Raw genomic sequence first — 25,393 nt, forward strand, 5'->3', positions numbered from 1 at the left:
AAGTCAATTTTTCAGGAGGATACTATGAAACGAAGTCTGATTTCGGGATTGCTTTTGGCAACCATGACCTTTGCCGGGCCGTTGGCCTCTCAGGAAGCTGCGGATGCGGTTGCACCTGAGGGTGGTACTGACGGGCAGGTTCAAGGCCTGACCGCAGAAGTCATAGCCTCACTCGAAGCGAAATTGGCCGGTGAACCCGTGACGTCGCAGAACTGGATGGTGGCCGCGGCCAACCCTCTAGCGGTTGAGGCTGGGGCCAAGGTGCTGCGGGCAGGCGGTTCGGCGGCTGATGCGATGGTTGCCGTGCAGGTTGTACTTGGTTTGGTCGAGCCGCAATCCTCAGGCCTTGGTGGTGGTGCATTTCTGGTCTGGTATGATGCGGCCTCTGGCAAGCTGACAACACTGGACGGGCGTGAATCCGCCCCGCTTGAGGCCACCCATCGTCTGTTTCAGGACGAGAATGGCGAACCGCTGAAATTCTTTGATGCGGTTGTCGGGGGACTTTCTGTCGGCACACCCGGCACCCCGGCTTTGTTGGAAGAGGCGCATCGCCGCTGGGGCCGCAGTCCGTGGCCCGGCCTGTTTTCTGACGGCATTACGTTGGCTGATGAGGGTTTTTTGGTTTCCCCTCGATTGGCCAGCCTTGTTGAGAGTGACGCGGAACGCCTGTCGCGATTTCCCGAGACAGCCGCGTATTTCCTGCCGGATGGACAGCCGCTTGCACAGGGGCAGCGGTTGACGAACCCGGCCTATGCGGAAACGCTGCGCATCATGGCTGCGGAAGGATCAGCTGGATTCTACGGAGGAGAGATTGCCGCCGGGATCGTCAGCGCGGTTCGCAACGCGCCTGGGAATCCGGGCGTGCTGTCTGGTACAGATCTGGCGCTTTATCAGGTCATCGAACGTGACCCCGTCTGCGCCACCTACCGCGTTTATGAAGTCTGCGGAATGGGCCCGCCATCCTCAGGGGCGCTGACGGTCGGGCAGATTCTGGGCATGTTGAACGGCTATGATCTGGCAGCGTCAGGCCCCGAAGATATCAGATCCTGGCGGCTGATCGGGGATGCTTCGCGTTTGGCTTTTGCCGACCGTGGGCGCTATATGGCTGACCATGATTTTGTCCCGATGCCGACACAGGGGCTGGTCGATCCTGCCTATTTGTCCGAACGGGGCGCGTTGCTGAGCGGTGAGGCCGCATTGATCGACGCCGGTCCGGGGAATCCCGAATTTGACCACGCCTCGAACTGGGCGGATGATATCTCGCTGGAACTTCCGTCGACCTCGCATATTTCGATCGTGGACCAGTATGGCAATGTGCTGTCCATGACCACGACGATCGAAAACGGCTTTGGATCGCGGCTGATGACCAACGGGTTCTTGCTGAACAATGAGCTGACCGATTTCTCGTTCAAAACCCACAGCGATGGCGTTCCGATTGCCAACCGTCTGGAACCGGGCAAACGCCCGCGCTCATCCATGAGCCCGACCATTGTGATGCAGGACGGTGCACCGGTTCTGGCCATCGGGTCGCCGGGCGGAAGCCGGATTATCGGCTATGTTGCCAAGTCGATCATCGCTTGGGCAGATTGGGATATGGATGTGCAACAGGCCTTGGCATTGCCGCATCTGGTCAATCGTTTCGGCACGTTCGACGTGGAACAGGGCACCGGGGCCGAAGGGCTTTCGGATGCGCTGACCGAACTTGGCTATGAGGTCAACGCGCGTGATCTGACATCAGGTCTTCATGCCATCGAGATCGGGGACATGCTGACAGGCGGTGCCGATCCGCGACGTGAGGGCATTGCGCTGGGCGAATAGTCTAGCGGCCAGTCAGAAAGGGAAAGCATGGTGCAGGCAAAGTCGCTTCGGCGAAACGAGGCGGGGATTGAAACGGTCGTCGGCATTCTGAAACAGCAATTCGGCGACCGTTTGCAAACGGGTCAGGCGATCCGCGAGCAGCACGGGCATACGACCACATGGATCGAAAACCAGCCCCCTGATGCGGTGGTGTTTCCGCATTCGACCCAGGAAGTCTCGGAAATCGTCAAGGCCTGCGCCACGCATAAGGTCCCTGTGATTGCCTTTGGCACCGGAACCTCACTGGAAGGGCATGTGAACGCGCCAGCCGGTGGCATTTCGGTCGATCTGTCTCAGATGAACAAGGTACTGGCCGTTCATTCCGATGATTTGGATTGTGTCGTGCAACCAGGTGTAACGCGAGAGGAGCTGAATACTCATCTGCGTGATCAGGGTCTGTTCTTTCCGATTGATCCCGGTGCGAACGCCTCGCTGGGCGGTATGGCGGCGACCCGTGCTTCGGGAACCAATGCGGTGCGCTATGGCACGATGAAGGACAATATCCTTAGCCTTGAGGCCGTGATGCCGGACGGTCAAATCATCCGAACCGGGCAGCGGGCCAGAAAGTCGTCGGCCGGGTATGACTTGACCCGCCTGATGGTGGGCGCAGAGGGCACGCTGGGCATCATCACAGAACTCACTCTGCGTCTGCAAGGCATCCCCGAAGCGATCACCTCGGCGCGTTGTGTTTTTCCTTCTGTCGACGCGGCATGTCAGGCTGTAATGATGACGATCCAGTACGGCGTTCCCGTGGCCCGGATCGAGTTGTTGGACGAGGTGTCGGTGAAGGCCGCAAACGCCTATTCGGGACTGGCCTTACCGGAAACCCCGCTTTTGCTGTTGGAGTTTCATGGATCAACTGGTGGTGCGGTCGAGCAGGCTGAGACATTTGGTCAGATCGCCGAAGAGTTCGGCGGCACAGATTTCGCGGCCACTTCGACAACCGAAGAACGCAACAAACTCTGGCAGGCACGCCATGATATGTATTGGGCCAGCTTGCAGTTGTGCCCCGGTGCGCGGGGCATATCAACCGATGTTTGCGTACCGATCTCGCGACTGGCAGAATGCGTGACTGCGACCCGGAACAAGGCCAAGGAACTTGGGCTTTTGGCGCCGATTGTCGGGCATGTAGGGGACGGTAATTTTCACACCTTGCTGTTGATCGACATGGAAAACGCCGACGAAGTGGCCAAAGCGGACGGGTTTGTTGGGTGGTTGAATGACCTTGCGATCGAGATGGAGGGAACCTGTACCGGGGAACATGGGATCGGGCAAGGAAAGCGGTCATATCTGGCCAAGGAGCTAGGGGCAGCGCTGACCTTTATGGAGGCGGTGAAAAAGGCGCTTGATCCCGACAATATCATGAACCCTGGAAAAATATTTCCGGCTCGGGACGGGTAAAAACCGCGCGGATTATTCCGTATCTAGGCCACAAGGATGCCTCAATTTTCAAAGATTCTGCGCGAAATAAGCAGTGAATGAATATTGAGGTAATTTGATGGACGCGTTGCGGCTGATCGGGTTTGCGCTGATTGTTGGATTGGTTGTCGCCGGGCTGGATTACTACCAGCAGGATAAGAAACACGAAGGTACGCTGTCGGCAAACGGCTATGTGGAAACGCTCAAAACGCGGTTCGCCCTTTATCATGAAGAACTGGATGCCGAAGCGGCAGAACGCGACCGCCAGAAGCGTTGGCGCGCAGGGGGCAAGCCCTATATGCCGGTCCCGGATTCAGAGCTTTCGCGTCGGGCAATAATGGACAGTGACTTCACGCTCGATGCGCGTGAAGGGGGGGGCTTGAAATCAGTCAGCGAGGCAGCGCGCCCGCTTGCCAGTAAGGTGGCCGTTCAAAAAGCTGAAATACAGGCCAAAAAACTGGATAAGGCAAGCTGGGTTTATGAAAAGGCTGGTCACACTTACTGGATTGAGATCAAACTGCGGCAGGAAGCTTCCGCGGATTCACTTGCAGGCAATATCGCAAGATCGATCGACTCGATGGATTTCGGTGCCAGCAACTATGCTCCGTTCGGTGTGATCGGGGGCGTTGCCTATTTTCAGTTCGTCGAAGCTGAGTACAGCCCGATCCATCTCGATGTCCGAAAAGTCTGGTCGATGATCACTGCCAAAGTGACGGACCTGACAGAGCCGGTTGGGTTCCAGATCTATACGGGCACCCTGGGTCTGGGTGAGGAAATACGTGTTGAGATGTACACGGATGCCCCGGAGCAGGATGTGCGCATATTCCTCAGCCAGCTTGACTATGATGGGATGAACGCGTTGCTTAGCCGGCCGGTGCCTGGTGTAGGAAACGAGGCGGTTACCGACCCGGATGGCGGCATTGAGCGCGCCTTGCAAATGGCCGAAGTCCGGGCCGAGTTCACCCGGCTGCGCAGCGAGATTGCTCAGTTGCGGATCGAAAACATCAACGGGTTGGCCTTGCTTGCCAATACAATGGCGGCACAACACGGGTTGCCATCTGATGCTTTCGATCTGACGGCAAACAATATCCAATCCCCGGATGATTTGATCCAGATCGGGTATCGCAAAGGGTTGGCTGGCCTGGAAATTGAAAACGCAGATGCGGATGGATCTGGCGGCATTGTTTTTGGGCGACTTTTCGGGAAGCTAACGGGTGGGTCGGAAGAAAAAGAGGTCGAACCGAAAAGCTCGAGCGGTTTGTTCGGCGGCCTGAAGTCGTTTTTTAAAGGTTCAGAAACTGCCGATGCTTCTGGGAAACGTGTGAACGAAGCATCCGAGATTCGTGTGAACAAGGGTGGCGCAGGGTCTTCGGGCAAATGCGCCTTCAAAGATGCGCGCAAGACCTGCTCGCTGTCTGGCGGCTGAGAAAGTTCAAAACTTTTAGGAAAAACGACCCCCAGATGTCTGAGGGTCGTTTTTTTTATATCACTGGTCGGATGAATGTCGCGCAGTGGGCGCTGATTGCGCCATATGGTGGCAACAGATTCCAAGGGGAGACACCCGGCTATGAAAACCCAAGTCAAAGCACTGGTCGTTGGCGGCGGCGCCGTCGGCACTTCGATTGCCTATCATCTGGCCAAGGCAGGCTGGGACGATGTCATGCTAATTGAGCGGGACGAACTGACATCAGGTTCGACCTGGCATGCGGCGGGTTTGCTGCCGCTGTTCAACATGTCCTATGCGACCACGCATATCCACAAATACTCGGTCGATTTCTACAAGCAGCTTGAAGATGAGACCGGCCTGAACGCGGGTTTCGCCGTGGTTGGCAACCTGCGCATGGCGCAGACCCAGGAGCGCATGGACGAATACATGCTGTACGCGTCCACCGCCGAAACCTGTGACGTTGCCTATGAATGGCTGACTCCGGACCAGATTAAGGAACGCTGGCCGCTGATCGAGACCTCGGACCTGAAGGGCGCGATCTATCACACCGAGGACGGCTATATTAACCCAGCAGACGTGACACAGGCGATGGCCAAGGGTGCGCGTCAACGCGGTGTTGAGATCGTTCGCAAGCTGCAGGCCGATGCCTTCCATTGGAATGGCACTCATTGGGAAGTCACCTGCACCAAAATGGTCGAGAAGGGCGGTAACCTCATTCCGTCGGATGAGCAGGTGGTTATCACCGCCGAGCATGTCGTGACCGCATCGGGCAACCACGCACAGCGGACCGCGAAAATGCTGGGCATCAAGATGCCCGCGATCCCGGTCGAACACACCTTCATCGTCATGGACAAAGACCCTGAGCTGGTCAAATGGCGTGAAGCGGGCAACCCCGAACACCCTGTTGTCCGCGATGCCGACAACGAATCCTACGCACGCGAGGAACGCGGCGGCTGGATTTTGGGGATCTATGAACATGGTGCGCCGGCGCAGTTCGAACACGGCGTGCCGGACAGCTTCCGTGCTGATCTGTTCCCGCTCGATCTCGACCGGATTGCAGATCAGTATATGGCAATGGCCGAGCGCGTGCCGTCCTGTGCCGAATCCGGCCTGAAAGACGATTTCAACGGCCCGATCTGCTACACACCCGACGGTAACCCGCTGGTTGGACCCGCGCCGGGTCTGCGCAATATGTGGCTGGCCGAGGGCTTCAGCTTTGGTATCACCGCTGCGGGTGGCACCGGTTATTATCTGGCCCAGATGATGGTCGATGGAGAAGCCGAGATCGACATGGCCTCGCTGGACCCCAAACGCTATAGCAGCAACTGGATGACCACCGAGTTCGCGGCGCGCAAGAACGAAGAGTGCTATGAGCACGTCTATATCCTGCACCACCCCGATGAAGAACGTGCTGCCTGCCGCCCGCTGCGGACTGTTCCGGCCTATGACCGTCAGAAAGCGCGTGGCGCACAGTTTGGCTGGGTTAACGGCTGGGAGCGCCCGAACTATTTCGGTCCGCTGGATGCACCCGAAAACTTCGACCATGATGCCCGCTCGTTCCGCCGCGGTGGCTGGTGGCAGCATGCCGTTGACGAAGCCAAGGCGATCCGCGAAGGCGTTGGCCTGATCGACGCATCGGCCTTCACAAAGCATGTCGTCAAAGGCCCCGGTGCGACCCAGTTCCTGGATTGGTTCACCTGCAACAAGCTGCCCAAGGTCGGTCGTATCAACCTGACCTACGCGCTGACCTCGCACGGTACCACCCGCACCGAATACACCATCGTCCGCAACGGCGAGAACAACTACTATATCGTCTCTGCCGGGGCATGGACCGAGTATGACGCCGACTTCCTGCGCAAGGCGGCCGAGGACAAGATGGAGGAGTTCGGCTATATCGAGATCCAGGACGTGACCACTCAGTGGGGTGTCTTCGCCATCGCCGGACCCAAGTCGCGGGACGTTCTGAAAGAGGTCATCAAAGACGCCGATCCGGAAACCGCGCTGTCCAACAAGCGTTTCCCATGGCTGTCGGCCCGTCAGATCGAACTGGGCATGTGCCCGGTCAACGCGATCCGCGTGGCCTATACCGGTGAGCTGGGTTGGGAACTTCACCACCCGATTGAGATGCAGAACTACCTGTTCGACCTGCTGGAAAAAGCGGGTGAGAAGCATGGCATGAAGCTGGTCGGTGCCCGCGCCCAGAACTGGCTGCGTCAGGAGAAATCCTATCGCGCCTTCGGCACTGAGCTGGGCCGCGACGCGACCCCGCTGGAAGCCGACCTGCCGCGCTTTGTCGACCTGTCCAAAGACTTCTATGGCAAGGCCAAGCTGGAAGAGACTGGCGTGCGCGTGAAATGCTGCACCCTGCTGATCGACGGACCGGAGGATGCCGATCCGTGGGGCCGTGAAGTGCTGTATACGCCGGACGGTGAACGCGTCGGTCGTCTGACTTCGGGTGGCTATTCAGTAGCCTTCGAAAAATCCATCGGCATGGGCTATGTGAAACCCGATCTGGCGGTCGAAGGCACCAAGCTGAAGGTCAAGCTTCAGGACAAATTGTGGGATGCGGTCGTCACTTGCGACAGCCCCTATGATCCGAAAAACGAGGTCATCCGCAAGGACGGCTGATCTGGATAAGAACGGCGGCACCTTTTTGGTGCCGCCTTCTAATGCCCGCAGCACGCGGGCTTTTTTCATGCACTCAGCTCGTCGAAACAGTCCAGCGCCTTAGAGGCGTACATCATCGACGGTCCGCCCCCCATCTGAACCGCCATGGACAGAACGTCCGAAACCTCGTCACGTGACGCGCCGGCTTTGATCAAAGCTTCGGTGTGCAGCATGATACAGGGTTCGCATCGGTCCGCTATGGATATGCCAAGAGCGATGAATTCTTTGGTCTTGTAGTCTAGCGTTCCGCCTTGCTTGACCGCCGCGCCAAGCGCACCGAAGGCGCGGGCGGTATCAGGGATTGCGCCGTTCAAATTGCGAAGACCTTTTCGCGTGTCGTTGATCTTTTCCTGCCAGGGCATGCTACATTCCATTTAACATCGTGTGTTTGGAATATGTTTAGTTGGCCTCGGTCGGGCTTTGATCTGGATCAGGTGTCAGATTTTTCCACGATGAAGGCCAGGTTATTTGCAGGCATCTCCGCGACTTCCAGGATTTTCAGGTCGTGATTGGCCAAAAGCTCAGAAACGTTTCCGTCGTTTTTATATCCGATTTCAGCATCCTGCTGGACCAGAGCTGTATGAAATCGTTGATCCCCCGCGCTGGTCAGGCGATTGTTGCGCATGAAGGGACCATAGAGGATCAACCGGCCATTCGCGTTCAGTGCTTGAGCTGCCTCGCCGACAAGCGTTTCCACTTCGGCCCAGCTGATCAGGTGCAAGAGATTGATCAGAACGATCAGATCCCTGCCGCCAAACGGATGATGCCAACCCTCGATGGTTGCATCCAGAGCGACTGCTTTAGACACATTCGGCAGGCCCGCGGTGTAGGCATTGATGCTGGCCTGCCGTTCGGATTCAACCTCACTAGGTTGCCAATGCATGCCGGGGCGGCATTCGGCAAAGGCTACGATGTGCTGACCGGTGCCACTTGCCAGTTCCAGCGCTTGTCCGCTCAAAGGGGCGAACCGGTCCAGAAGATCGCACAAAGCGCCGACGTTACGGCTGGCTGCCGGAGCGACCAACTGACCGTTCTCTCCTACAGTCGCGACGCTGGCGTTGGAGGGTAACGGGCGCTTGTTCATCTGTGCAACCTGTCTGGTCTCAGAGAGGCGATGGTAGCCGTGTCCAGACTTGATTGGTTGCCGACTGTCAGATCCGCTACCAGTTGGGATGCAGCAGGGGCCGTCTGAAACCCGTAACCACCCTGACCGGCAGACCAGATAAACGTAGGATCGGTCGGATCGGGCCCCAAAACCAGGCTGCCATCCGGTGCGAAACTGCGCAAGCCCGCCCAGTTGGTTTCGACCCGCGTCACAGGCTCGGAGACCATTGCCTCGTACCGGGCCAAGCCCTCGGCCAGAACCATGTCATCGGCAAATGCATCATGGGCGGCGGTCGGATCGGCATCGGCAGGTGAGACCAGCAATTTGCCCGCGTCGGGTTTAGCATACCAGCTTTCGCCCGCACCCAACATCATGGGCCAGGCGCGCAAGTCATGCCCGCCGGGGGCCGGGATACGGGCCATTGAGCGGCGGCGCGGCTGGATACCAATCGGCGCGATACCGGCCATCGCCGCGATTTCGTCAACCCAGGCGCCGGCTGCATTGACGATGTGTCGTGCCTCAAAGCTCTCGGTGGCCTCGACGATCCAGTGCCTATGTTTGCGAATTGCCGTGACGCTTTGCCGGGTCAGAACGGATCCACCATTCCCACGGATCGTCCGGGCGAAATCCTGCATCATGCGGTCGGTATCTATATCTTGTTCACTGTCGCTGTGCGCCGCGAACCCGACGGTTTCGGGGTTCAGGATCGGGATAAGGGATTGTGCCGCGTCAAAGGAAATCTGTCGGCCGCCAAGTTGATCGGCATCCCGGTGAAACACATCGTGTTGGTCTTTCCCGCCGATCAGAACCCAGCCGCGTGGCGACAGATAGTCATTCGTCTCAAAATGCGCTGCGCTGGCAAGGTTGAGGGCAATAACAGCAGGCGGACCATAGGCGGGTGCAAACATAGCCGCGGACCGGCCTGATGCGTGATAGCCCACCGCCTCTTCGCCTTCGAGCACGGTGACCTGGCCGCGCTCTGACAACCGCGCGCCCGCGCTAAGCCCGGCAATACCGCCGCCGATAATCAGGAAATCTATCATGTCGCCCCTTTGCTGGCCGCAGTCGTGATTTTCTGACGTCGAATGCGCCCTGCACGACCGTAGAATTCTAATTGAGACTTTAAGCAGGGTTGAATTTGCGCATCAACCCATCCAAAGAAGTGGAAAGCATTTAGAGGAGGGCAGGGTGAGCACAGCAGATTTACACCCATTGGCCACGGGGCACATTCCGTCTTACGTGACCCAGGCGGATGGCAGCGATTTTCTTTTGACGGTCATGTTCATTTTCACGGTTGTGGTGATCATCCTGATCGGCGTTGGCTATTTCACCCTGCATTCGATCCCCGAAAAGCTCGCGCATGAATCCAACCACCCGCAGTTTCAGCTTGTGGGAATTCTTGCGCTGCTGGCTTTGTTCACTCATAACGGATTGTTCTGGATTGCAGCCATTCTGGTCGCCGGATTCCAGTTTCCCGACATAGGTGCGCCCTTGCGTGCCATTGCCGATGCGATCCGATCTTTGGCGCCGCAACCGCCTGCTGATCCCGATCCCGTTCCATCCCCCGAACCCGTCGCGCAGCAGGAGCAATAGGACATGCTTGAAACACTGATGTGCGCGCTGGTCACAGTGCTGCCCGATTATCTGTTCCGCCGCTTTGTGCAGGGAAAACGCATCGGGCATGAGATAACCCTGTTCACCATGTGGTACGAGCTGCGCTGGGGTCTGACAACCTGTGCCATTATGGCGCTGACCGTGATCACCACTCTGTTCTATTTTCACCCGGCCAGCAAAACTGCGGCCTCGTATTTCCGCACGGTGACGATCCTGCCGCAACTGGGTGGGCGAGTGTCCGAGGTCTATGTCTCCAACAATCAACAGGTTGTTGCTGGGCAGCCAATCTTCCGGATCGAGGACTTCACTCAGACTGCAATGGTTGAGGCAGCGCATGCGCAGATCGCGCAAGTTCAGGCATCACTGAAAGTCGCGGAGACCGATCTGGCCGAGGCCGCCGCCGGGATCGCTGGCGCAAAAGCGGCGCTGGATCAGGCGCTAGAGGACTTGCAACGCAATACGACCCTGCGGGACGAAGGGTCAAGCGCCGTCCGCCTGGCCGAGATTGACCGGCTGGAAAACCTTGTCGCTGAACGAGAGGCCAAGCTGGTTGCGGCTGAATCGCAACGCGCTGCCGTCGTACAGCAAATCGAAGAGCTGATCCCGGCCCAACTGGCCAGCGCCAATGCGAACCTGGATGCTGCTTTGACCGAGCTGGACAAGACTGTGATCAACGCGGGTGTGACGGGGAGGATCGAACAGTTCGGCTTGCAGGTTGGCGATTACGTCAGTCCTCTGCTACGTCCAGCAGGTATTCTTGTGCCGTCAAATTCCGGGCATGACCGCTTTCAGGCTGCGTTCAATCAGATGTCGGCGCAGGTTATCAAACCCGGCATGGTCGGAGAGCTGGGCTGCATGACCAAGCCGTTCACGGTTATTCCGGTTGTGGTGGTCGAAGTTCAGGATGTGATCCCATCGGGACAAATTCGCCCGTCAGACGAGCTTAGAGACGTGCAGTCCAACAAGGTGCCGGGCTCGATCCTGGTCTATTTTGAACCGCTTTATAAGGGCATGGCGGATGATATCCCGCCCGGCAGCAACTGTCTGGCGAATGTCTACACCGATAACCACGAGCGGCTGGAGCATGAAGATTTGGGTTTTTGGCACTCTGCTTTCCTGCATGTGGTTGACACGATCGGAGTGGTTCATGCGGCGGGTCTGCGCCTGCGTTTGATCCTGATGCCGGTAAACACGCTGGTTCTGACTGGGCATTAACGGCTCTTACGTAGATCAGAATTTGCCGTTGTCATTCTTCCACTCGCTACGGGGCGCTATGGTTTCCATAGTGCCCCAATGCTCGACGATCACTCCGTCTGCGACCCGAAACAGATCATAAAAGCTGGTATGTTTTCCGTGACTGGCACCTTCGCTCATGCACAGGACGAAATTCCCTTCTGCCAGCACACGATGGACGCGGTGATACTGAACGATCAACTCCGCGTCTGATCTAGCTTCAAGCACCATGCGATAGGCGTCGATGCCGTCAACACCATCGGGATCGTGTTGTATCAGGTTCGCATCAACAAACGCCTTCATCCGCTCGGTTTGCCGGTCTATCAGGACTGTTTGCGAGAAGTTGCCGACCAATTCCCGGTTCTGTTCGGTTCTGTCAATATCCGTGATTTCAGTTGGCCCATCAAGCATGCCGCGTCCCGAAGCGTTTGGGCCGCGCAGGGGCTGAATGTTATCCCAGTGCTCAACAGCTTTGCTGTCTTCAAACCGAAAGACCTCGAACGCGGCCTTAACTTCGGCAAAATCATATTCGTTATGGGCAAAAGCGAATTCGCCATCTTCAAAAACGCGAACAAATTTAACCTTGGGATTTGTTTTCGACAGGCGGGCAAACAACGTGGCCAGCCCCTCGCTGCCTTCATGGGTCTGGGGATTGTGCTGGATGTATTTTTCTTCGTTGACGACGGCTGCGGCCTCGGCATCCCCGGTTTCGATACCTTTCAACAGTTTCTGCAGCAATTCGCGTTTTGAATTCATCTGGTCCTCGTTGATCGGTAGAGCCGCGGATCAATGTGCTTGGCGCTGGTTTCGGGCTATCGAAGATCAAGAGTGGCATAAAACAGGTGGCAAAATCAAAAAAGGCCCGCACATGGCGGGCCTTTCTGCGTTATCCTGTGCCGCCTTACTGCGGAATCTCACCTTCCAAGCCTTCTACATAGAAGTTCATGCCGGCCAGTGTACCGTCGTCTGCGGTCTCGCCTTCGGCCAGCCAGTCACTACCGTCCTGCTTTTTCAGCGGTCCGGTGAAGGGGTGGTATTCACCCGCGGCCATGGCCGCTTTCAGCGCCAGTGCCTCTTCTTTGACGTCAGCGGGAACCGCGTCCGAGATTTCGCCGATTGCTACCATGCCTTCGCGGATGCCATCCCATGTATTGGCGCTTTCCCATGTGCCATCCATGACGGCCTGGGTCCGTGCAATATAGTAGGGCGCCCAGTCATCGATGATCGACGAGACGCGCGGGTACGGAGCGTATTCGCTCATGTCCGAGGCCTGGCCGAAAGTGATGACGTTGCCCGCCTCTTGCGCAGCTGCTTGCGGTGCGGTCGAGTCGGTGTGCTGCAGGATCACGTCCGCGCCCTGTTCGATCAGAACAGTGGCGGCATCTGCTTCTTTCGCCGGATCGAACCAAGTGTAGGCCCAGATGATCTTGAACTCGACATCCGGGTTGACCTTCTTGGCGTGGATATAGGCCGAGTTGATTCCGCGGACCACTTCGGGGATCGGATAGGACCCGATATAGCCAACAATGTTCGACTTGGTCATCTTGCCCGCGATATGGCCCTGTACCGCACGACCTTCATAGAAACGTGCCGAATAAACCGAAACGTTGTCGGCTGTTTTATAGCCGGTCGCGTGTTCGAACTTCACGTTCGGGAATTTCTTGGCCACGTTGATGGTCGGATCCATGTATCCGAACGAGGTGGTAAAGATCAGGTCTGCACCTTCCAGCGCCATCTGGGTCATCACCCGCTCTGCATCCGGGCCTTCGGGCACGGATTCAACAAACACGGTTTCGACTTTGTCGCCGAACTCTTCCTCAACCGCCAGACGGCCCTTGTTATGTTCATAGGTCCAGCCGCCGTCGCCCACCGGGCCGACAAATACAAAGCCGACCTTGGTTTTGTCTTCGGCTATGGCAGTAGTTGCCAAACCCAGCGCCATGGCGGCGCTTGCCAGAAATGTAGTAATTTTCATGTGTTACTCCCCAAGTTGGTTCAGTTGTCCCCGTCTAATGCGAGGCATGGAATATCCGGCCGAGTGAGGCAGGTGCGCTGCTTTTGTCGGCGGAAAGGATCACAAGCACAAGGATCGTGATGATGTAGGGCGACATTGCCAGATACTCGACCGGGATGGCAACGCCCGCTGCCTGCAAATTCAGCTGCAACACGGTGATACCGCCGAACAAATAGGCACCCAGCAGGGCGCGCCATGGCTTCCAACTGGCGAAGACGACCAAGGCCAAGGCGATCCAGCCGACACCGGCTGTCATGCCCTCGGTCCACTGTGGCACCCGGATCAAGCTGATATAGGCCCCACCCAGCCCGGCACAGGCACCACCGAACAGGATCGCCATGATGCGGATCTTGATCACCTTATAGCCAAGCGCATGCGCCGCATCGTGGTTTTCACCTACTGCGCGCAGGATCAGTCCGACGCGAGTGTATTTAAGCGTAGCCCAGACGGCCGCTGTCAAAGCGATGCCGACATAAAGGATCGGGTCATGCTGAAACAGGATCGGGCCGATCACCGGAATATCGCTGATCACCGGGATATGGATATCGCCCATGCTGGGGGGTTTGACCCCCACATAGCTTTGACCGAGCAGGGCGCTGAACCCTAAACCAAACAGAGTCAGCGCCAGGCCGCTGGCAACCTGATTGGCCAGCGCCACCTGCGTCAGCAGCACAAACAGCAGGGACAGTACTGCACCGCCTATGGCCGCGGCGACAAAGCCCAGCCAGGGCGACCCAGTCTCGACCGAGATCGCAAAACCGCTGATCGCGCCAACGATCATCATGCCCTCTACGCCAAGGTTCAGAACTCCTGCTTTTTCGACGACCAATTCACCGATCGCGGCCAGAAGCAGGGGAGTTGCAGCCACCATCAGTGACGCGACCAGAAGTACGGGATTAATCTCACCAAGGTCCATGATTACGCCACCTCGCTACGGGCCGCACGGATGCGGTAGTTGGTCAAAAGGTCGAAGGCCAGCAGGAAGAACAGCAGCATCCCCTGGAATACTTGAATGGCCGCGGCAGGAAGACCCATTTGGGACTGCGCAATTTCACCACCGATATAGGTCAACGCCATTAGGCCACCGGCTAGCAGGATGCCCACCGGATGCAGTCGACCCAGAAAGGCCACGATGATCGCGGTAAAGCCATAGCCGACGTTAAAGTCGATGCTGACAACACCCGAGGGGCCCGAGACTTCGAACATCCCCGCCAGCCCGGCCAGTGCGCCTGACAGGCCAAGGCAGAACAGGATCAGCCGTGCTGGGTTTACCCCGGCGAATTTGGCTGCGCGCGGGGCCTCACCCGTCAGGCGGATGTGAAAGCCCAGCATGTGCCGGTTCAGCAGGATATAGGAAAAGATCACGGCTATCAGTGCGGTCACAACGCCCCAATGCATCCCCGATCCTGCGATCAGCTCGGCATTATGCGCACTCTCATAGGATTGCAGATTGCGGGAACCCGGAAAACCGAACCCTTCGGGGTTTTTCAGCAGTCCCAGCGAGACCGAGGCCATCATCTGTTCAGCCACATAGACCAGCATCAGCGAGACCAGAATTTCATTGGTGCCAAAGCGCACCTTCAGAAAGGCCGGAATAGAGGCCCAGAGCCAACCGCCAAGCGCACCTGCCATCACCATGATCGGAAAGACATACCAGGCATCCAGCGGGTAAAAGGCCAGCCCGGCCCCCGCGCCAAAGATGGCGCCCATGATATACTGACCCTCGGCGCCGATGTTCCAGATACCGGCTCGGAAGCCTAACGACAGGCCAATCGCAATCAGCACCAACGGCGCGCCCTTCACCAGCAGCTGCGGGCGGTAATAAAAGGCGAATTCACCGAACAGAGGCTCCCAGAAAATGGTGCCGATGGCCTGAACCGGGTTTTTACCCAGGACGGCAAACAATATGCCGCCAAACAGCATCGTCGCCAATACCGCCACAAGCGGGGTCGCATAAGACCACGCCTTGGACGGCTGTGGCCGTTTCTCCAATACAATCATCTGCTCACACCCCCGTCGTCATATTTTGTTTTGCATCAGACATGGGCTACCTCCATGCCATGTGCACCGCCCATCATCAGGCCGATCTCATCCACGGTCAGACCCGTGGTTGTGCGTGGCGCGCTGAGCCTGCCTTCGTTCAGGGCGGCAAAGCTGTCCGAGATTTCCATCAATTCGTCCAGATCCTGGCTGATGCAGACCACCGCCGTGCCCTTGGCGGCAAGGTCCAGAATGGCCTGTCGGATCGACGCAGCGGCAGCGGCGTCCACCCCCCATGTGGGTTGGTTCACGACCAGCACATCGGGGTTCTGCAACACTTCGCGTCCGATCACGAATTTCTGTAGGTTGCCGCCTGACAATGACCGGGCCGCATTCTCGGGCCCCGGCGTGCGCACATCAAAGGCGCTGATGATCTTTTCAGCAAAGCTTTTGGTATCTGCCCATTTCAAGAACCCGTTGCTTTCCAACCCTTCGCGGACCGATCCGGTCAGCAGGGCGTTTTCGGTCAGGCTCATGTCTGGGGCGGCTGCATGTCCCAACCGCTCTTCGGGGGCGGTCAGTACGCCCAGCTTGCGCCGTGCGGTTGGGCCCAGTTTGCCAATCGGCTGGCCATCGAATTTGATCGCATCGGCAGCTGTCTGGATTTCGCCAGACAGGACACCCAGCAGTTCGTCCTGTCCGTTGCCGGCAACACCGCCAATTCCCAGCACTTCGCCCTTGCGAACTGTCATGTGGACATTCTTCAGCGCGGTGCCGAATTCAGACGGTGAGGGCACGGAAAGCCCGCTGACATCCAGCGCGACCTCGCCGAACTCGCGGCCTCCGCGCTCAGGTGTTTGCAGGGTTGAACCGACCATCAACTCGGCCATCTCCCGGGCCGAGGTTTCAGACGGAACGCATTCGCCCACATTCTTGCCCAGACGCAGGATCGTAGCGTGGTCGCATAGGGTGCGGATTTCTTCAAGCTTGTGCGAGATATACAGGATCGATGTGCCTTCAGACCGCAACTTATTCAGCGTTTCGAAAAGGATATCGACTTCTTGCGGCGTCAGAACACTGGTCGGTTCATCCATGATCAAAAGTTTTGGATCCTGCAGAAGGCAGCGAATGATCTCAACCCGTTGGCGTTCCCCCGCAGACAGGTCACCGACTGTACGAAAGGGGTCCAGCGGTAGGCCGTAGGTTTCCGAAACTTCCCGAATGCGCGAGGCCAGGTCGCCCATTGGTGGCGGGTTCTCCATCCCCAATGCGATGTTCTCGGCCACGTTCAGCGCGTCGAACAGCGAAAAATGCTGAAATACCATCGCGATTCCGTCAGCACGCGCGGCACGCGGCTCGGGCGGAGCAAAGGGTTGGCCACGCAACAGCATGGTGCCACTGTCGGGCTTCACCAAGCCATAGATCATTTTGACCAGCGTGGATTTTCCCGCGCCGTTTTCGCCCAACAGGGCATGAACTTCGCCCTCACCGATGTCAAAGGACACCTGATCATTGGCCACGACGCCGGGATAGGCTTTGGTCAGTCCTTGCAAACTTAGCAGTGGAGTGGTCACGCGCTCAGATCCTTCTTCAAATTGTTTTGCCTGATCGGGCGCAGCAGTTGTGCTGCGACGCCCACGGCAATCATCTGCGGGTGCTTGCCCAGGCCCGGGTCGCCAATCGGGCAGGTGATCCGGCTGATCCGCTCGGGCGAGTGCCCCAGCGCCGCCAGCCGAGACCGGAACCGCGCCCATTTCGTAGCCGAGCCGATCAGCCCCGCAAAGCGGAAATCGTGCGAAAGCAGACGGTTGCACAATTCCAAGTCCAGATTGTGTGAATAAGTCAGCACCAGATGTTCAGCATCACGCGGCGCATGCCGAACCAGTTCCGCTGGTTTCGCGGCAGGGACGGTGGTGACTCCGTTCGGTACGGTTTCCGGAAACCGCTTGGATCCTGTATCGACCCAAGTGATTGCGAGATCGGGCAGCGGTGACAGGACATCCACCAAGGCGCGACCGACGTGACCCGCGCCCCAGACCCACAGTGCACGCGCTGGTTTGTGGACCGACTCGACCATCCAGCCTTCGATCAGCTGTGCCTCTGGTGCAATCCCCTGTCCGCGGGCGTCGGACAACAGGCGTTTGACCGACAGTGGCATGTCCTGGCCCGATGTTGGGCGCGCGATGATGCTGTCGTCCAGATCGTTGATGTTGTTGCGATCATAGACCTCGCTTAGCAAGGAAACAGCACCACCGCAGCACTGGCCCATGTCGGGGCCAAGCGCGTGATGGGTCAGGCGCGATTGGGCGGTTTGTATCCGCGCCGCTTCGGCTGCCTGAAACTCAAGTGTGCCGCCGCCGATCGTGCCGGATTGCCCGTCCTCCCAGACCAGCATTGCGGCACCAACCTCACGTGGGGACGAGCCCTTGATCCCGGCGATGACTACCCGGATCACGCGCCCATGGGTTTTGACCGCCTCCCTCAAAGTCTCAAGGTCAAATCCCATCAGTCGTCCCCCTTCATCCCTTGGACACCATGCCAGACTTCTTCTGCCGTGGCGGGGGCATCCAATGCGGGGTAGCTGTTTCCGCAGGCCGCCACCGCATTCGACAGTGCCAGCCAGGCGGATATCCCAAGCATGAATGGAGGTTCGCCTACCGCTTTCGAGCGATAGATCGTGTCCTCACGGTTTTCAGCCTCCCAAAGCGCAACGTTGAAGATGTCGGGGCGGTCGGAACAAGCCGGGATCTTGTAGGTCGATGGCGCATGGGTGCGCAGATTGCCTGTGCCATCCCAGACGAGTTCTTCGGTCGTCAACCAACCCGCGCCCTGCACATAGCCACCTTCGACCTGACCGATATCCAGCGCAGGGTTCAGCGACGCGCCCGCGTCATGCAGGATATCCGTGCGCAAGATGCGGTTCTCACCGGTTAGTGTGTCCACGGCAACTTCGGTGATCGAGGCGCCATAGGCGAAGTAGAAAAACGGACGACCTTGGCCTTTGATCCGGTCCCATTCGATCTTGGGTGTCTTATAGAAGCCGGTGGCCGAAAGGCTGATGCGGCCCTGATAGGTCAGCGCAGCCGCTTCGGCAAAGGTATAGCGTTCCTCACCAACCGATACATGACCATCCCCGAAGGTGACAGCCGACGGGTCGGCCTGATGTCGCTCGGCCAGATACTCTGCCATCCGGTCGCGGATCGTGTCACAGGCGGCTTTCACCGCCATGCCGTTGAGATCGCTTCCCGAGGATGCCGCCGTTGCCGAGGTGTTCGGCACTTTGGCCGTGTCTGTGGCGGTGATCTTCACCATCTCTAGCGGAATACCAAAGCGTGAGGCGGCAACCTGGGCCACTTTTTGAAACAGGCCCTGGCCCATCTCGGTACCGCCATGGTTCAGGTGCACGGACCCGTCCTGGTACACATGCACCAGCGCGCCGGCCTGATTCAGATGGGTCAGAGTGAAGGAAATGCCGAACTTGACCGGAGAGAAGGCGATGCCCTTTTTGATCACGCTGTTCTCGGCGTTCCATTTCTGAATTGCTGCCTTGCGCGCGGCATAGTCGCTGGAATTCAACAAGGCTTCGGTCATGCCGTGAAGTTCGAAATCTTCGACTTCCATGCCATAAGGGGTGGTGTTTGGCGTATCGCCGCCATTGCGATCAGGGGCATGGTCATCGGTACCCGCCGGGGCAGCGTAATAGTTCCTGCGGCGCAGTTCGACCGGGTCCAGACCCAGCTCATGCGCGGCGTGGTCCATGACGCGTTCGATTCCAACCATACCCTGAGGGCCTCCAAACCCCCGATAGGCGGTGGCAGATTGGGTGTTGGTTTTCAGCCGGTGACTTTCGATCCGCGCATTGGGCAGCAGATACGCATTGTCGGAATGCAGCATCGCCCGGTCCGCGACGGGCAGCGACAGGTCTTGTGCCCATCCGCATATGGCATGGTGCAGAAAGGATACCCCCTGAATATGCCCATCCTGATCGAACCCGGCCCTATAGCCAATGCGAAAGGCATGCCGCTTACCGGTGATGATCATGTCGTCATCGCGGTCATAGCGCATCTTGCAGGCTGTGCCGGTTGCCCGCGCAGCCACTGCGCAGGAAACAGCCAGAGCGTTGCCCTGGCTTTCCTTGCCCCCGAACCCGCCGCCCATGCGCCGGGTTTCAACGCGCACAGCATGCATGGGAACGCCCAGAGCTTCTGCCACTTTGTGCTGAATCTCAGTTGGGTGCTGGGTCGAGCTGTGGACCAGCATATCAGCACCCTCATTCGGCACCGCCAGTGCAGCCTGACCTTCCAGATAGAAATGCTCTTGCCCGCCAAGCTCAAAACTGCCTTCGATCACATGCGCAGCGCCTGCGATGGCGGCGTCTGCATCACCTTTGGTGTAGATGCGCGGGCCGTCCTCGAACCGACTGTCGGCGGCCAGCGCCCCTTCAATCGTCAGAATTGGTGTTTCTTCAGTATAGTCGATCTTGCCCAGTCGTGCAGCTTTGCGCGCGGCCAGATGGCTGGTGGCGACAACCAGAAACACGGGCTGCCCGATATAGTGGACAGAGCCGTCCGACAACAAAGGTTCATCGTGAATGGACGGTGAGACATCATTCGCAAAGGGCAGGTCTTCGGCGGTCATCACCATGACGACACCGTCAGCGGCCTTGACTGCAGACAGGTCAATCGCGGCGATTGTGCCCTTGGCGATGGGGCTGAGACCAAAGGCCAGATGTAACGTGCCTTTTGGTGTTGGGATATCGTCCACATAGCGGGCCGAACCGGAGACATGCAGCGGCGCGGCGTCATGAGGCAGTGGTTTTGTCACGCTCATGCCGACACCTCCAGCACATTGGTTACATGGCCCTGATCTTCAAGGAAATAACGCTCCAGCATCGCTTTCGCCGTCTCAAGGCGGTAATGAGCCGAGGCGCGCATATCTGACATTGGCGCGTAATCCTCGGCAAACATCGTCAGAGCGGATTGAACGGTAGCAGCTGTCCATGGCTTGCCGGTCAACGAAGCTTCGACTTGAGTGGCGCGTTTCGGAACGCCCGCCATGCCGCCAAATACGATGCGCGCCTGAGTGACGGTACCTTCTGCAACGGTAATGTTGAAACACCCACAAACGGCCGAGATATCCTGATCAAACCGCTTGCTGAGCTTGTAGCATTTCAACCGATCCGCCTGGCGCGGGAAGCTTACGGCTTCGACGAATTCTCCGGGTACGCGATCCTGTTTTCCATAGTCGATGAAGAACTCTTCCAAGGGCAGCGTTCGCCTTGTGTCGCCTTTGCGCAGGTGCAGGCTGGCGCCCAGGGCAATCAGTGCAGGCGGGTTGTCACCGATTGGTGACCCATTGGCGATATTACCGCCTACGGTTGCGGCGTGCCGCACCTGTACGCTGGCATAGCGGCGGATCATTTCAGCATAAGAGGGGTGCAGATCCCCCAGCGCTTCGCCCATGCGGTTCATATCGACCATGGCACCAAGGCGAATTTCATTGTCAGTAACCGTGATCTGTTTCAGATCATCGCAACCGTTCATGAAGATTACTGTTTTCAGGTCGCGCAACTGTTTGGTGACCCAAAGACCTACATCGGTCGCGCCAGCGACCAGGGTGGCCTCTGGGTGTTCGGCATAAATGGCGGCAAGCTCGTCCGAGGACCGCGGCAGCATAGGAGAAGCGGCGGGTGCTGCGTCAGGCTTGTCCTTGACCCAGACGGGAACAGGGTGCTTTTCGGCGGCTTTGGCGGCACGGATAATCGGCGCATAGCCCGTGCAGCGGCACAGGTTCCCGGCCAGCTGTGTGTCGTGATCGGTTGCACCATTCGCATGCCCGGCCACCATCGACATTACAAAGCCGGGGGTGCAAAAGCCACATTGCGACCCGTGCAGATCAACCATTGCCTGCTGAACCGGGTGGGCCTTCCCGTCCGGGCTGCTGGCGCCTTCGACGGTGCGCACCGCTTTGCCGTGGAGCTGAGGCAAGAATAGAATGCAGGAGTTTAGAGCTTTGGCTCCTCCCTGATCCGTCACCATGACAGTGCAGGCACCGCAATCACCTTCGTTGCAGCCCTCTTTGGTGCCGGTCAGAGAGCGATCCTCGCGCAGCCAATCCAACAAGGTGACTGTCGGATCGACATTCGCCAACTCCACTGTCTCTCCGTTCAGAAGAAACGTGATATCCATTCGTGAAACCCGTCGCGTTACCGAATTGCGCCTCTGAATGCTCTCCTTCGATGCGACGTAGAAAGAGTGCGGGCGGATAGCTTGCCACTAGATGTTAGAAACAGCGCAGCCAATCTGGCAAGAAAAACCGCGCTTCTGATGTATCATTTCATTGGTCCGAGCCTTGTGTTTCATGTGGTTTCGATGTTCATCACCTTGAAACTAAAAGGTTTTGTAGCATGTTTCACCCTCAGAGTCCGAAGCACCTTATGGATTTCCCGAACAATCAACGCATGTTTTTTTGGCAATCCGAACCTACGGTTCAGGCTTTTGTACCACCACTGGCTGCGATAGCGTGGGCGGCATGAGCAGCACTCCACGATTCATCCACCTCCGCGTTCACACCGAATATTCCCTGCTGGAAGGCGCCGTGCGGCTGAAAAAGCTGCCTGGTCTGTGTGAAAAGCTTGAGATGCCCGCCGTCGCCGTCACGGACACCAACAGCATGTTCTCTGCGCTGGAGTTTTCGGTCACCGCCAGCGGGGCGGGTGTTCAGCCGATCATGGGGTGCCAGGTCGATCTGACCTATCTGCAGGCGCAACCGGGCGAGAAAGCGAAAGCCCCCGCGCCGCTGGTGCTGCTGGCGCAGTCAGAGGTCGGGTATGAAAACCTAATGAAGCTCAGCTCTTGCCTATATGTGGACAAGGGCGGGCAGTTGCCGCAGGTGACATTGGATGAACTGGCAGAGCGCTCGGATGGTCTGATCTGCCTGTCTGGCGGCCCTGACGGACCGGTGGGTCGCTTGTTGCAGCAAGGGCAGCGCCCAGCGGCCGAGGTCTTGGTGGATCGCCTTGCAACCATGTTCCCGGATCGTCTGTATGTCGAACTACAGCGCCATCCAGGCGAAGGTGGTCAGCCCGAGGCCGAACGTCTGACCGAGCGAGGCCATGTTGAAATGGCCTATGCCAAGAACCTTCCGCTGGTGGCTACCAACGATGTCTACTTCCCGACCACGGACATGTACGAAGCGCATGATGCGCTGATCTGTATTGCGGAGGGCGCTTATGTCGATCAGCAGGATGGCCGCCGCCGTCTGACCGCACAGCATTATTTCAAGTCGCAGCAGGAAATGGCGACCCTGTTCGCCGATCTGCCCGAAGCAATCGAAAACACGGTCGAGATCGCCAGGCGCTGTGCGTTCATGGCCTATCGCCGCGATCCGATCCTGCCGAAATTCGCCGATGACGAGGTGGCCGAGCTGCGCCGCATCGCCAATGAAGGTCTGCAGAAACGTCTGGCCGTGATCCCGCATGCGGTAACCCCTGAAGAGTATCAGAAGCGGCTGGATTTCGAACTGGACATCATCGAGGGCATGGGGTTTCCGGGTTATTTCCTGATCGTTGCCGATTTCATCCAATGGTCAAAGGATCAGGACATCCCGGTTGGGCCAGGGCGGGGCTCGGGCGCGGGGTCGCTGGTGGCCTATGCGCTGACGATCACCGACCTTGATCCGTTGCGTTATTCGCTGCTGTTCGAACGCTTCCTGAACCCCGAACGGGTATCGATGCCTGACTTCGATATCGACTTCTGCATGGACCGCCGCGAAGAGGTGATCCGCTACGTGCAGCAGAAATATGGGCGCGACAAGGTTGGGCAGATCATAACTTTTGGCGCGCTGCTGTCGAAGGCCGCCGTGCGTGACATCGGGCGGGTTTTGCAGATGCCATACGGGCAGGTGGATCGCCTGTCCAAGATGATCCCGGTCGAAGGGGTGAAACCCGTCTCGATTGAAAAGGCGCTTAAAGACGAACCGCGTCTGCGTGAAGAGGCGCGTAATGAAGAGGTTGTCGATCGCCTGCTGACTTATGGCCAGCAGGTCGAGGGGCTGTTGCGAAACGCGTCGACCCACGCGGCTGGTGTGGTGATTGGCGACCGTCCGCTGGATGCGCTGGTGCCGCTGTATCAGGATCCGCGTTCCGACATGCCTGCGACCCAATTCAACATGAAATGGGTAGAACAGGCCGGTCTGGTTAAATTCGACTTTCTGGGTCTGAAAACCCTGACCGTGATCCAGAATGCGATGGATCTGATCTTCAAATCCGGGCGCGACCTGCACATCGCTGCTGATGGCACCGAGCTGTACGAAGCCGCCGAGGGGGCCGCGAACCAGATCAACGCCATCCCGCTGGATGATGAAGCGACTTACAAACTCTACTCAGCGGCCAAGACCGTAGCGGTGTTCCAGGTGGAATCCTCGGGCATGATGGATGCGCTCAAGCGGATGAAACCGGATTGTATCGAGGATATCATCGCCCTCGTCGCGCTATACCGTCCGGGCCCGATGGAGAACATCCCCAAGTTCTGCGAGGTCAAGAACAAGCTGAGCGAACGGGACACGCTGCACCCTTCCATCGACCATATCCTGGACGAAACCCAAGGCATTATCGTCTACCAGGAACAGGTTATGCAGATCGCTCAGGAAATGGCGGGCTATAGCCTTGGCGGAGCGGATTTGCTGCGCCGCGCGATGGGTAAGAAAATTCAGGAGGCGATGGATGCCGAGCGGCCTAAGTTCCTCAAAGGCGCTGCTGAGAATGACGTGGACGAGGCTAAGGCGACCGAGGTCTGGAACCTGTTGGATAAATTCGCCAACTATGGCTTCAACAAATCACACGCTGCCGCCTATGCCGTGGTCAGCTATCAGACCGGCTGGTTGAAGGCGAACCACCCGGTCGAGTTCATGGCCGGGGTCATGAACTGCGATATCCATCTGACTGACAAGCTGGCGGTTTACTTCGAGGAAGTCCGCAAAGGGTTGGAACTGCCTTACATACCGCCCTGCGTGAACCGCTCGCAATCCACGTTTGACGTGGTGGATCAGCATCTGGTTTACGCGCTGGGCGCGTTGAAAAACGTCGGCGTTGAGGCGATGAGTTTGGTAGTAGAAGGACGCGCAGGCAAACCGTTCGTCAACCTCTTCGACTTTGCCCGCCGCGTTGATCTGAAGAAGGTCGGCAAGCGGCCCTTGGAAATGCTGGCGCGTGCTGGCGCGTTTGATGAACTCGACAAGAACCGCCGCCGCGTCTTCGAAAGCCTTGATCCGCTGGTGCAATATTCAGCTGCGATCCACGATCAGAAGAACTCGAACCAGGTATCGCTGTTCGGCGAGGCGGGCGACGACCTGCCCGAGCCACGCCTTTCGCCGACGCCGGACTGGTTGCCTGCCGAGCGTTTGAGCGAAGAGTTCAAGGCCATCGGATTTTACCTGTCCGGCCACCCGCTGGATGATTATATGCCTGCCCTAAAACGCAAGCAGGTACTGACACTGGATGAGGTGATGGAAAAGGCACGCTCGGGTCCGCTGATCGCCAAGATGGCCGGTGTAGTGGCTGGGCGGCAGGAACGGAAATCTGCGCGCGGAAACCGGTTTGCCTTTGCCCAACTTTCTGACCCTACAGGTGCCTATGAGGTCACACTGTTTTCCGAAACGCTGGAGAAATCCCGTGAGTTTCTGGAAACCGGTGCACAGGTGGTGCTGACCGCCGAAGCAACGATGGAGGCCGATCAACTCAAACTGCTAGGCCGGTCCGTCGGGCCGGTAGATGCGGTCGTGGCCGAGGCAGGGGCGACCGGGCTGCGCATTTTTGTTGATCAGCCGCAGGTTCTGCCCACAGTTGCCAAAGTTCTGGAAGATGCCGCTGGCGCAGCCAAGGGGGCTGCGAAAGGGCCTATCCATCTGTGCCTGCTTGATCCTGGCCTGCCGGGAGATGTCGAGATGGACCTCGGGCAGGAATTCCCGATCAACCCGCAGATCAAAGGGGCGATCAAGTCGCTGGACGGTGTGATGTCGGTCGAGGAAATCTGACCGCCCCGGAAAAGTTGCCTGATAT

Annotated in this window: 18 protein-coding genes; 7 read left to right on the top strand and 11 right to left on the bottom strand. The window is 58.1% G+C overall.

Features of this window, described 5'->3' with window-relative positions; all coding sequences use genetic code 11:
* The first annotated feature begins 24 nt into the window (after nt 1-24).
* The 4 genes from ggt (at nt 25) to AC2FLE_RS10280 (ending at nt 7,351) form a co-directional block, all read left to right on the top strand.
* Nucleotides 25-1,818 carry a gamma-glutamyltransferase gene (gene ggt / locus AC2FLE_RS10265; RefSeq protein WP_496696822.1) on the top strand — a complete coding sequence of 598 codons (1,794 nt, stop codon included), beginning with the start codon at nt 25-27 and terminating at the stop codon, nt 1,816-1,818.
* A gap of 27 nt (nt 1,819-1,845) precedes the next feature.
* Nucleotides 1,846-3,258, top strand: coding sequence for an FAD-binding oxidoreductase (locus AC2FLE_RS10270; protein WP_496696824.1), 1,413 nt, complete (start codon nt 1,846-1,848; stop codon nt 3,256-3,258).
* Between the two features lie 97 nt (nt 3,259-3,355).
* Entirely contained in the window at nt 3,356-4,702 is a 1,347-nt protein-coding gene (locus AC2FLE_RS10275) for a hypothetical protein (protein ID WP_496696826.1), read from the top strand.
* A gap of 141 nt (nt 4,703-4,843) precedes the next feature.
* Nucleotides 4,844-7,351, top strand: a complete 2,508-nt coding sequence (locus AC2FLE_RS10280) for a GcvT family protein (protein WP_496696828.1) — start codon at nt 4,844-4,846, stop codon at nt 7,349-7,351.
* A gap of 65 nt (nt 7,352-7,416) precedes the next feature.
* On the opposite strand, the gene AC2FLE_RS10285 is transcribed toward AC2FLE_RS10280, so the two are convergent.
* The 3 genes from AC2FLE_RS10285 to AC2FLE_RS10295 form a co-directional block, all read right to left on the bottom strand.
* Nucleotides 7,417-7,752 (bottom strand): carboxymuconolactone decarboxylase family protein, encoded by a 336-nt coding sequence (locus AC2FLE_RS10285; RefSeq protein WP_142638962.1) that lies wholly within the window; start codon nt 7,750-7,752, stop codon nt 7,417-7,419.
* 68 nt (nt 7,753-7,820) lie between these two features.
* Nucleotides 7,821-8,474, bottom strand: coding sequence for a DUF938 domain-containing protein (locus tag AC2FLE_RS10290; protein WP_496696829.1), 654 nt, complete (start codon nt 8,472-8,474; stop codon nt 7,821-7,823).
* The gene (locus AC2FLE_RS10295; protein WP_496696831.1) at nt 8,471-9,538 is read right to left on the bottom strand and encodes an NAD(P)/FAD-dependent oxidoreductase; all 1,068 of its coding nucleotides are present in this window, start codon (nt 9,536-9,538) and stop codon (nt 8,471-8,473) included. The genes AC2FLE_RS10290 and AC2FLE_RS10295 overlap by 4 nt, the downstream gene beginning before the upstream one ends.
* Nucleotides 9,539-9,683: 145 nt before the next feature.
* On the opposite strand from AC2FLE_RS10295, the gene AC2FLE_RS10300 reads away from it, so the two are divergent.
* Both AC2FLE_RS10300 and AC2FLE_RS10305 read left to right on the top strand, forming a co-directional pair.
* Nucleotides 9,684-10,088 (top strand): hypothetical protein, encoded by a 405-nt coding sequence (locus tag AC2FLE_RS10300; protein WP_142638956.1) that lies wholly within the window; start codon nt 9,684-9,686, stop codon nt 10,086-10,088.
* A 3-nt stretch (nt 10,089-10,091) separates the two neighbouring features.
* Complete coding sequence (locus AC2FLE_RS10305) at nt 10,092-11,324, top strand: HlyD family secretion protein (protein WP_142638954.1); 1,233 nt, start codon at nt 10,092-10,094, stop codon at nt 11,322-11,324.
* Between the two features lie 15 nt (nt 11,325-11,339).
* Here the strand turns inward: AC2FLE_RS10305 and AC2FLE_RS10310 are convergent, their stop codons facing one another.
* The 8 genes from AC2FLE_RS10310 to xdhA form a co-directional block, all read right to left on the bottom strand.
* Nucleotides 11,340-12,098 carry a nuclear transport factor 2 family protein gene (locus AC2FLE_RS10310; protein ID WP_496694450.1) on the bottom strand — a complete coding sequence of 253 codons (759 nt, stop codon included), beginning with the start codon at nt 12,096-12,098 and terminating at the stop codon, nt 11,340-11,342.
* Nucleotides 12,099-12,243: 145 nt separating this feature from the next.
* The gene (locus AC2FLE_RS10315; RefSeq protein WP_281973637.1) at nt 12,244-13,317 is read right to left on the bottom strand and encodes a BMP family ABC transporter substrate-binding protein; all 1,074 of its coding nucleotides are present in this window, start codon (nt 13,315-13,317) and stop codon (nt 12,244-12,246) included.
* A gap of 34 nt (nt 13,318-13,351) precedes the next feature.
* Nucleotides 13,352-14,272 (bottom strand): ABC transporter permease, encoded by a 921-nt coding sequence (locus AC2FLE_RS10320; RefSeq protein WP_142638949.1) that lies wholly within the window; start codon nt 14,270-14,272, stop codon nt 13,352-13,354.
* 2 nt (nt 14,273-14,274) lie between these two features.
* Nucleotides 14,275-15,357, bottom strand: a complete 1,083-nt coding sequence (locus AC2FLE_RS10325; protein ID WP_142638948.1) for an ABC transporter permease — start codon at nt 15,355-15,357, stop codon at nt 14,275-14,277.
* A 35-nt stretch (nt 15,358-15,392) separates the two neighbouring features.
* Complete coding sequence (locus AC2FLE_RS10330; protein ID WP_142638946.1) at nt 15,393-16,910, bottom strand: ABC transporter ATP-binding protein; 1,518 nt, start codon at nt 16,908-16,910, stop codon at nt 15,393-15,395.
* Nucleotides 16,907-17,842 (bottom strand): xanthine dehydrogenase accessory protein XdhC, encoded by a 936-nt coding sequence (gene xdhC, locus AC2FLE_RS10335; RefSeq protein ID WP_496696835.1) that lies wholly within the window; start codon nt 17,840-17,842, stop codon nt 16,907-16,909. The genes AC2FLE_RS10330 and xdhC overlap by 4 nt, the downstream gene beginning before the upstream one ends.
* Entirely contained in the window at nt 17,842-20,166 is a 2,325-nt protein-coding gene (gene xdhB / locus AC2FLE_RS10340) for a xanthine dehydrogenase molybdopterin binding subunit (RefSeq protein ID WP_496696836.1), read from the bottom strand. The genes xdhC and xdhB overlap by 1 nt, the downstream gene beginning before the upstream one ends.
* A complete protein-coding gene (gene xdhA / locus AC2FLE_RS10345; protein WP_496696838.1) occupies nt 20,163-21,524 on the bottom strand; it encodes a xanthine dehydrogenase small subunit in 1,362 nt (453 codons plus the stop codon). Before xdhA ends, xdhB begins: the two co-directional genes overlap by 4 nt.
* A gap of 343 nt (nt 21,525-21,867) precedes the next feature.
* Between xdhA and dnaE the strand changes: the two genes are divergently transcribed.
* Nucleotides 21,868-25,368, top strand: a complete 3,501-nt coding sequence (gene dnaE, locus AC2FLE_RS10350) for a DNA polymerase III subunit alpha (protein ID WP_496696839.1) — start codon at nt 21,868-21,870, stop codon at nt 25,366-25,368.
* Nucleotides 25,369-25,393: the final 25 nt, after the last annotated feature.

The organism is Ruegeria sp. CDSA077, assembly GCF_059612265.1.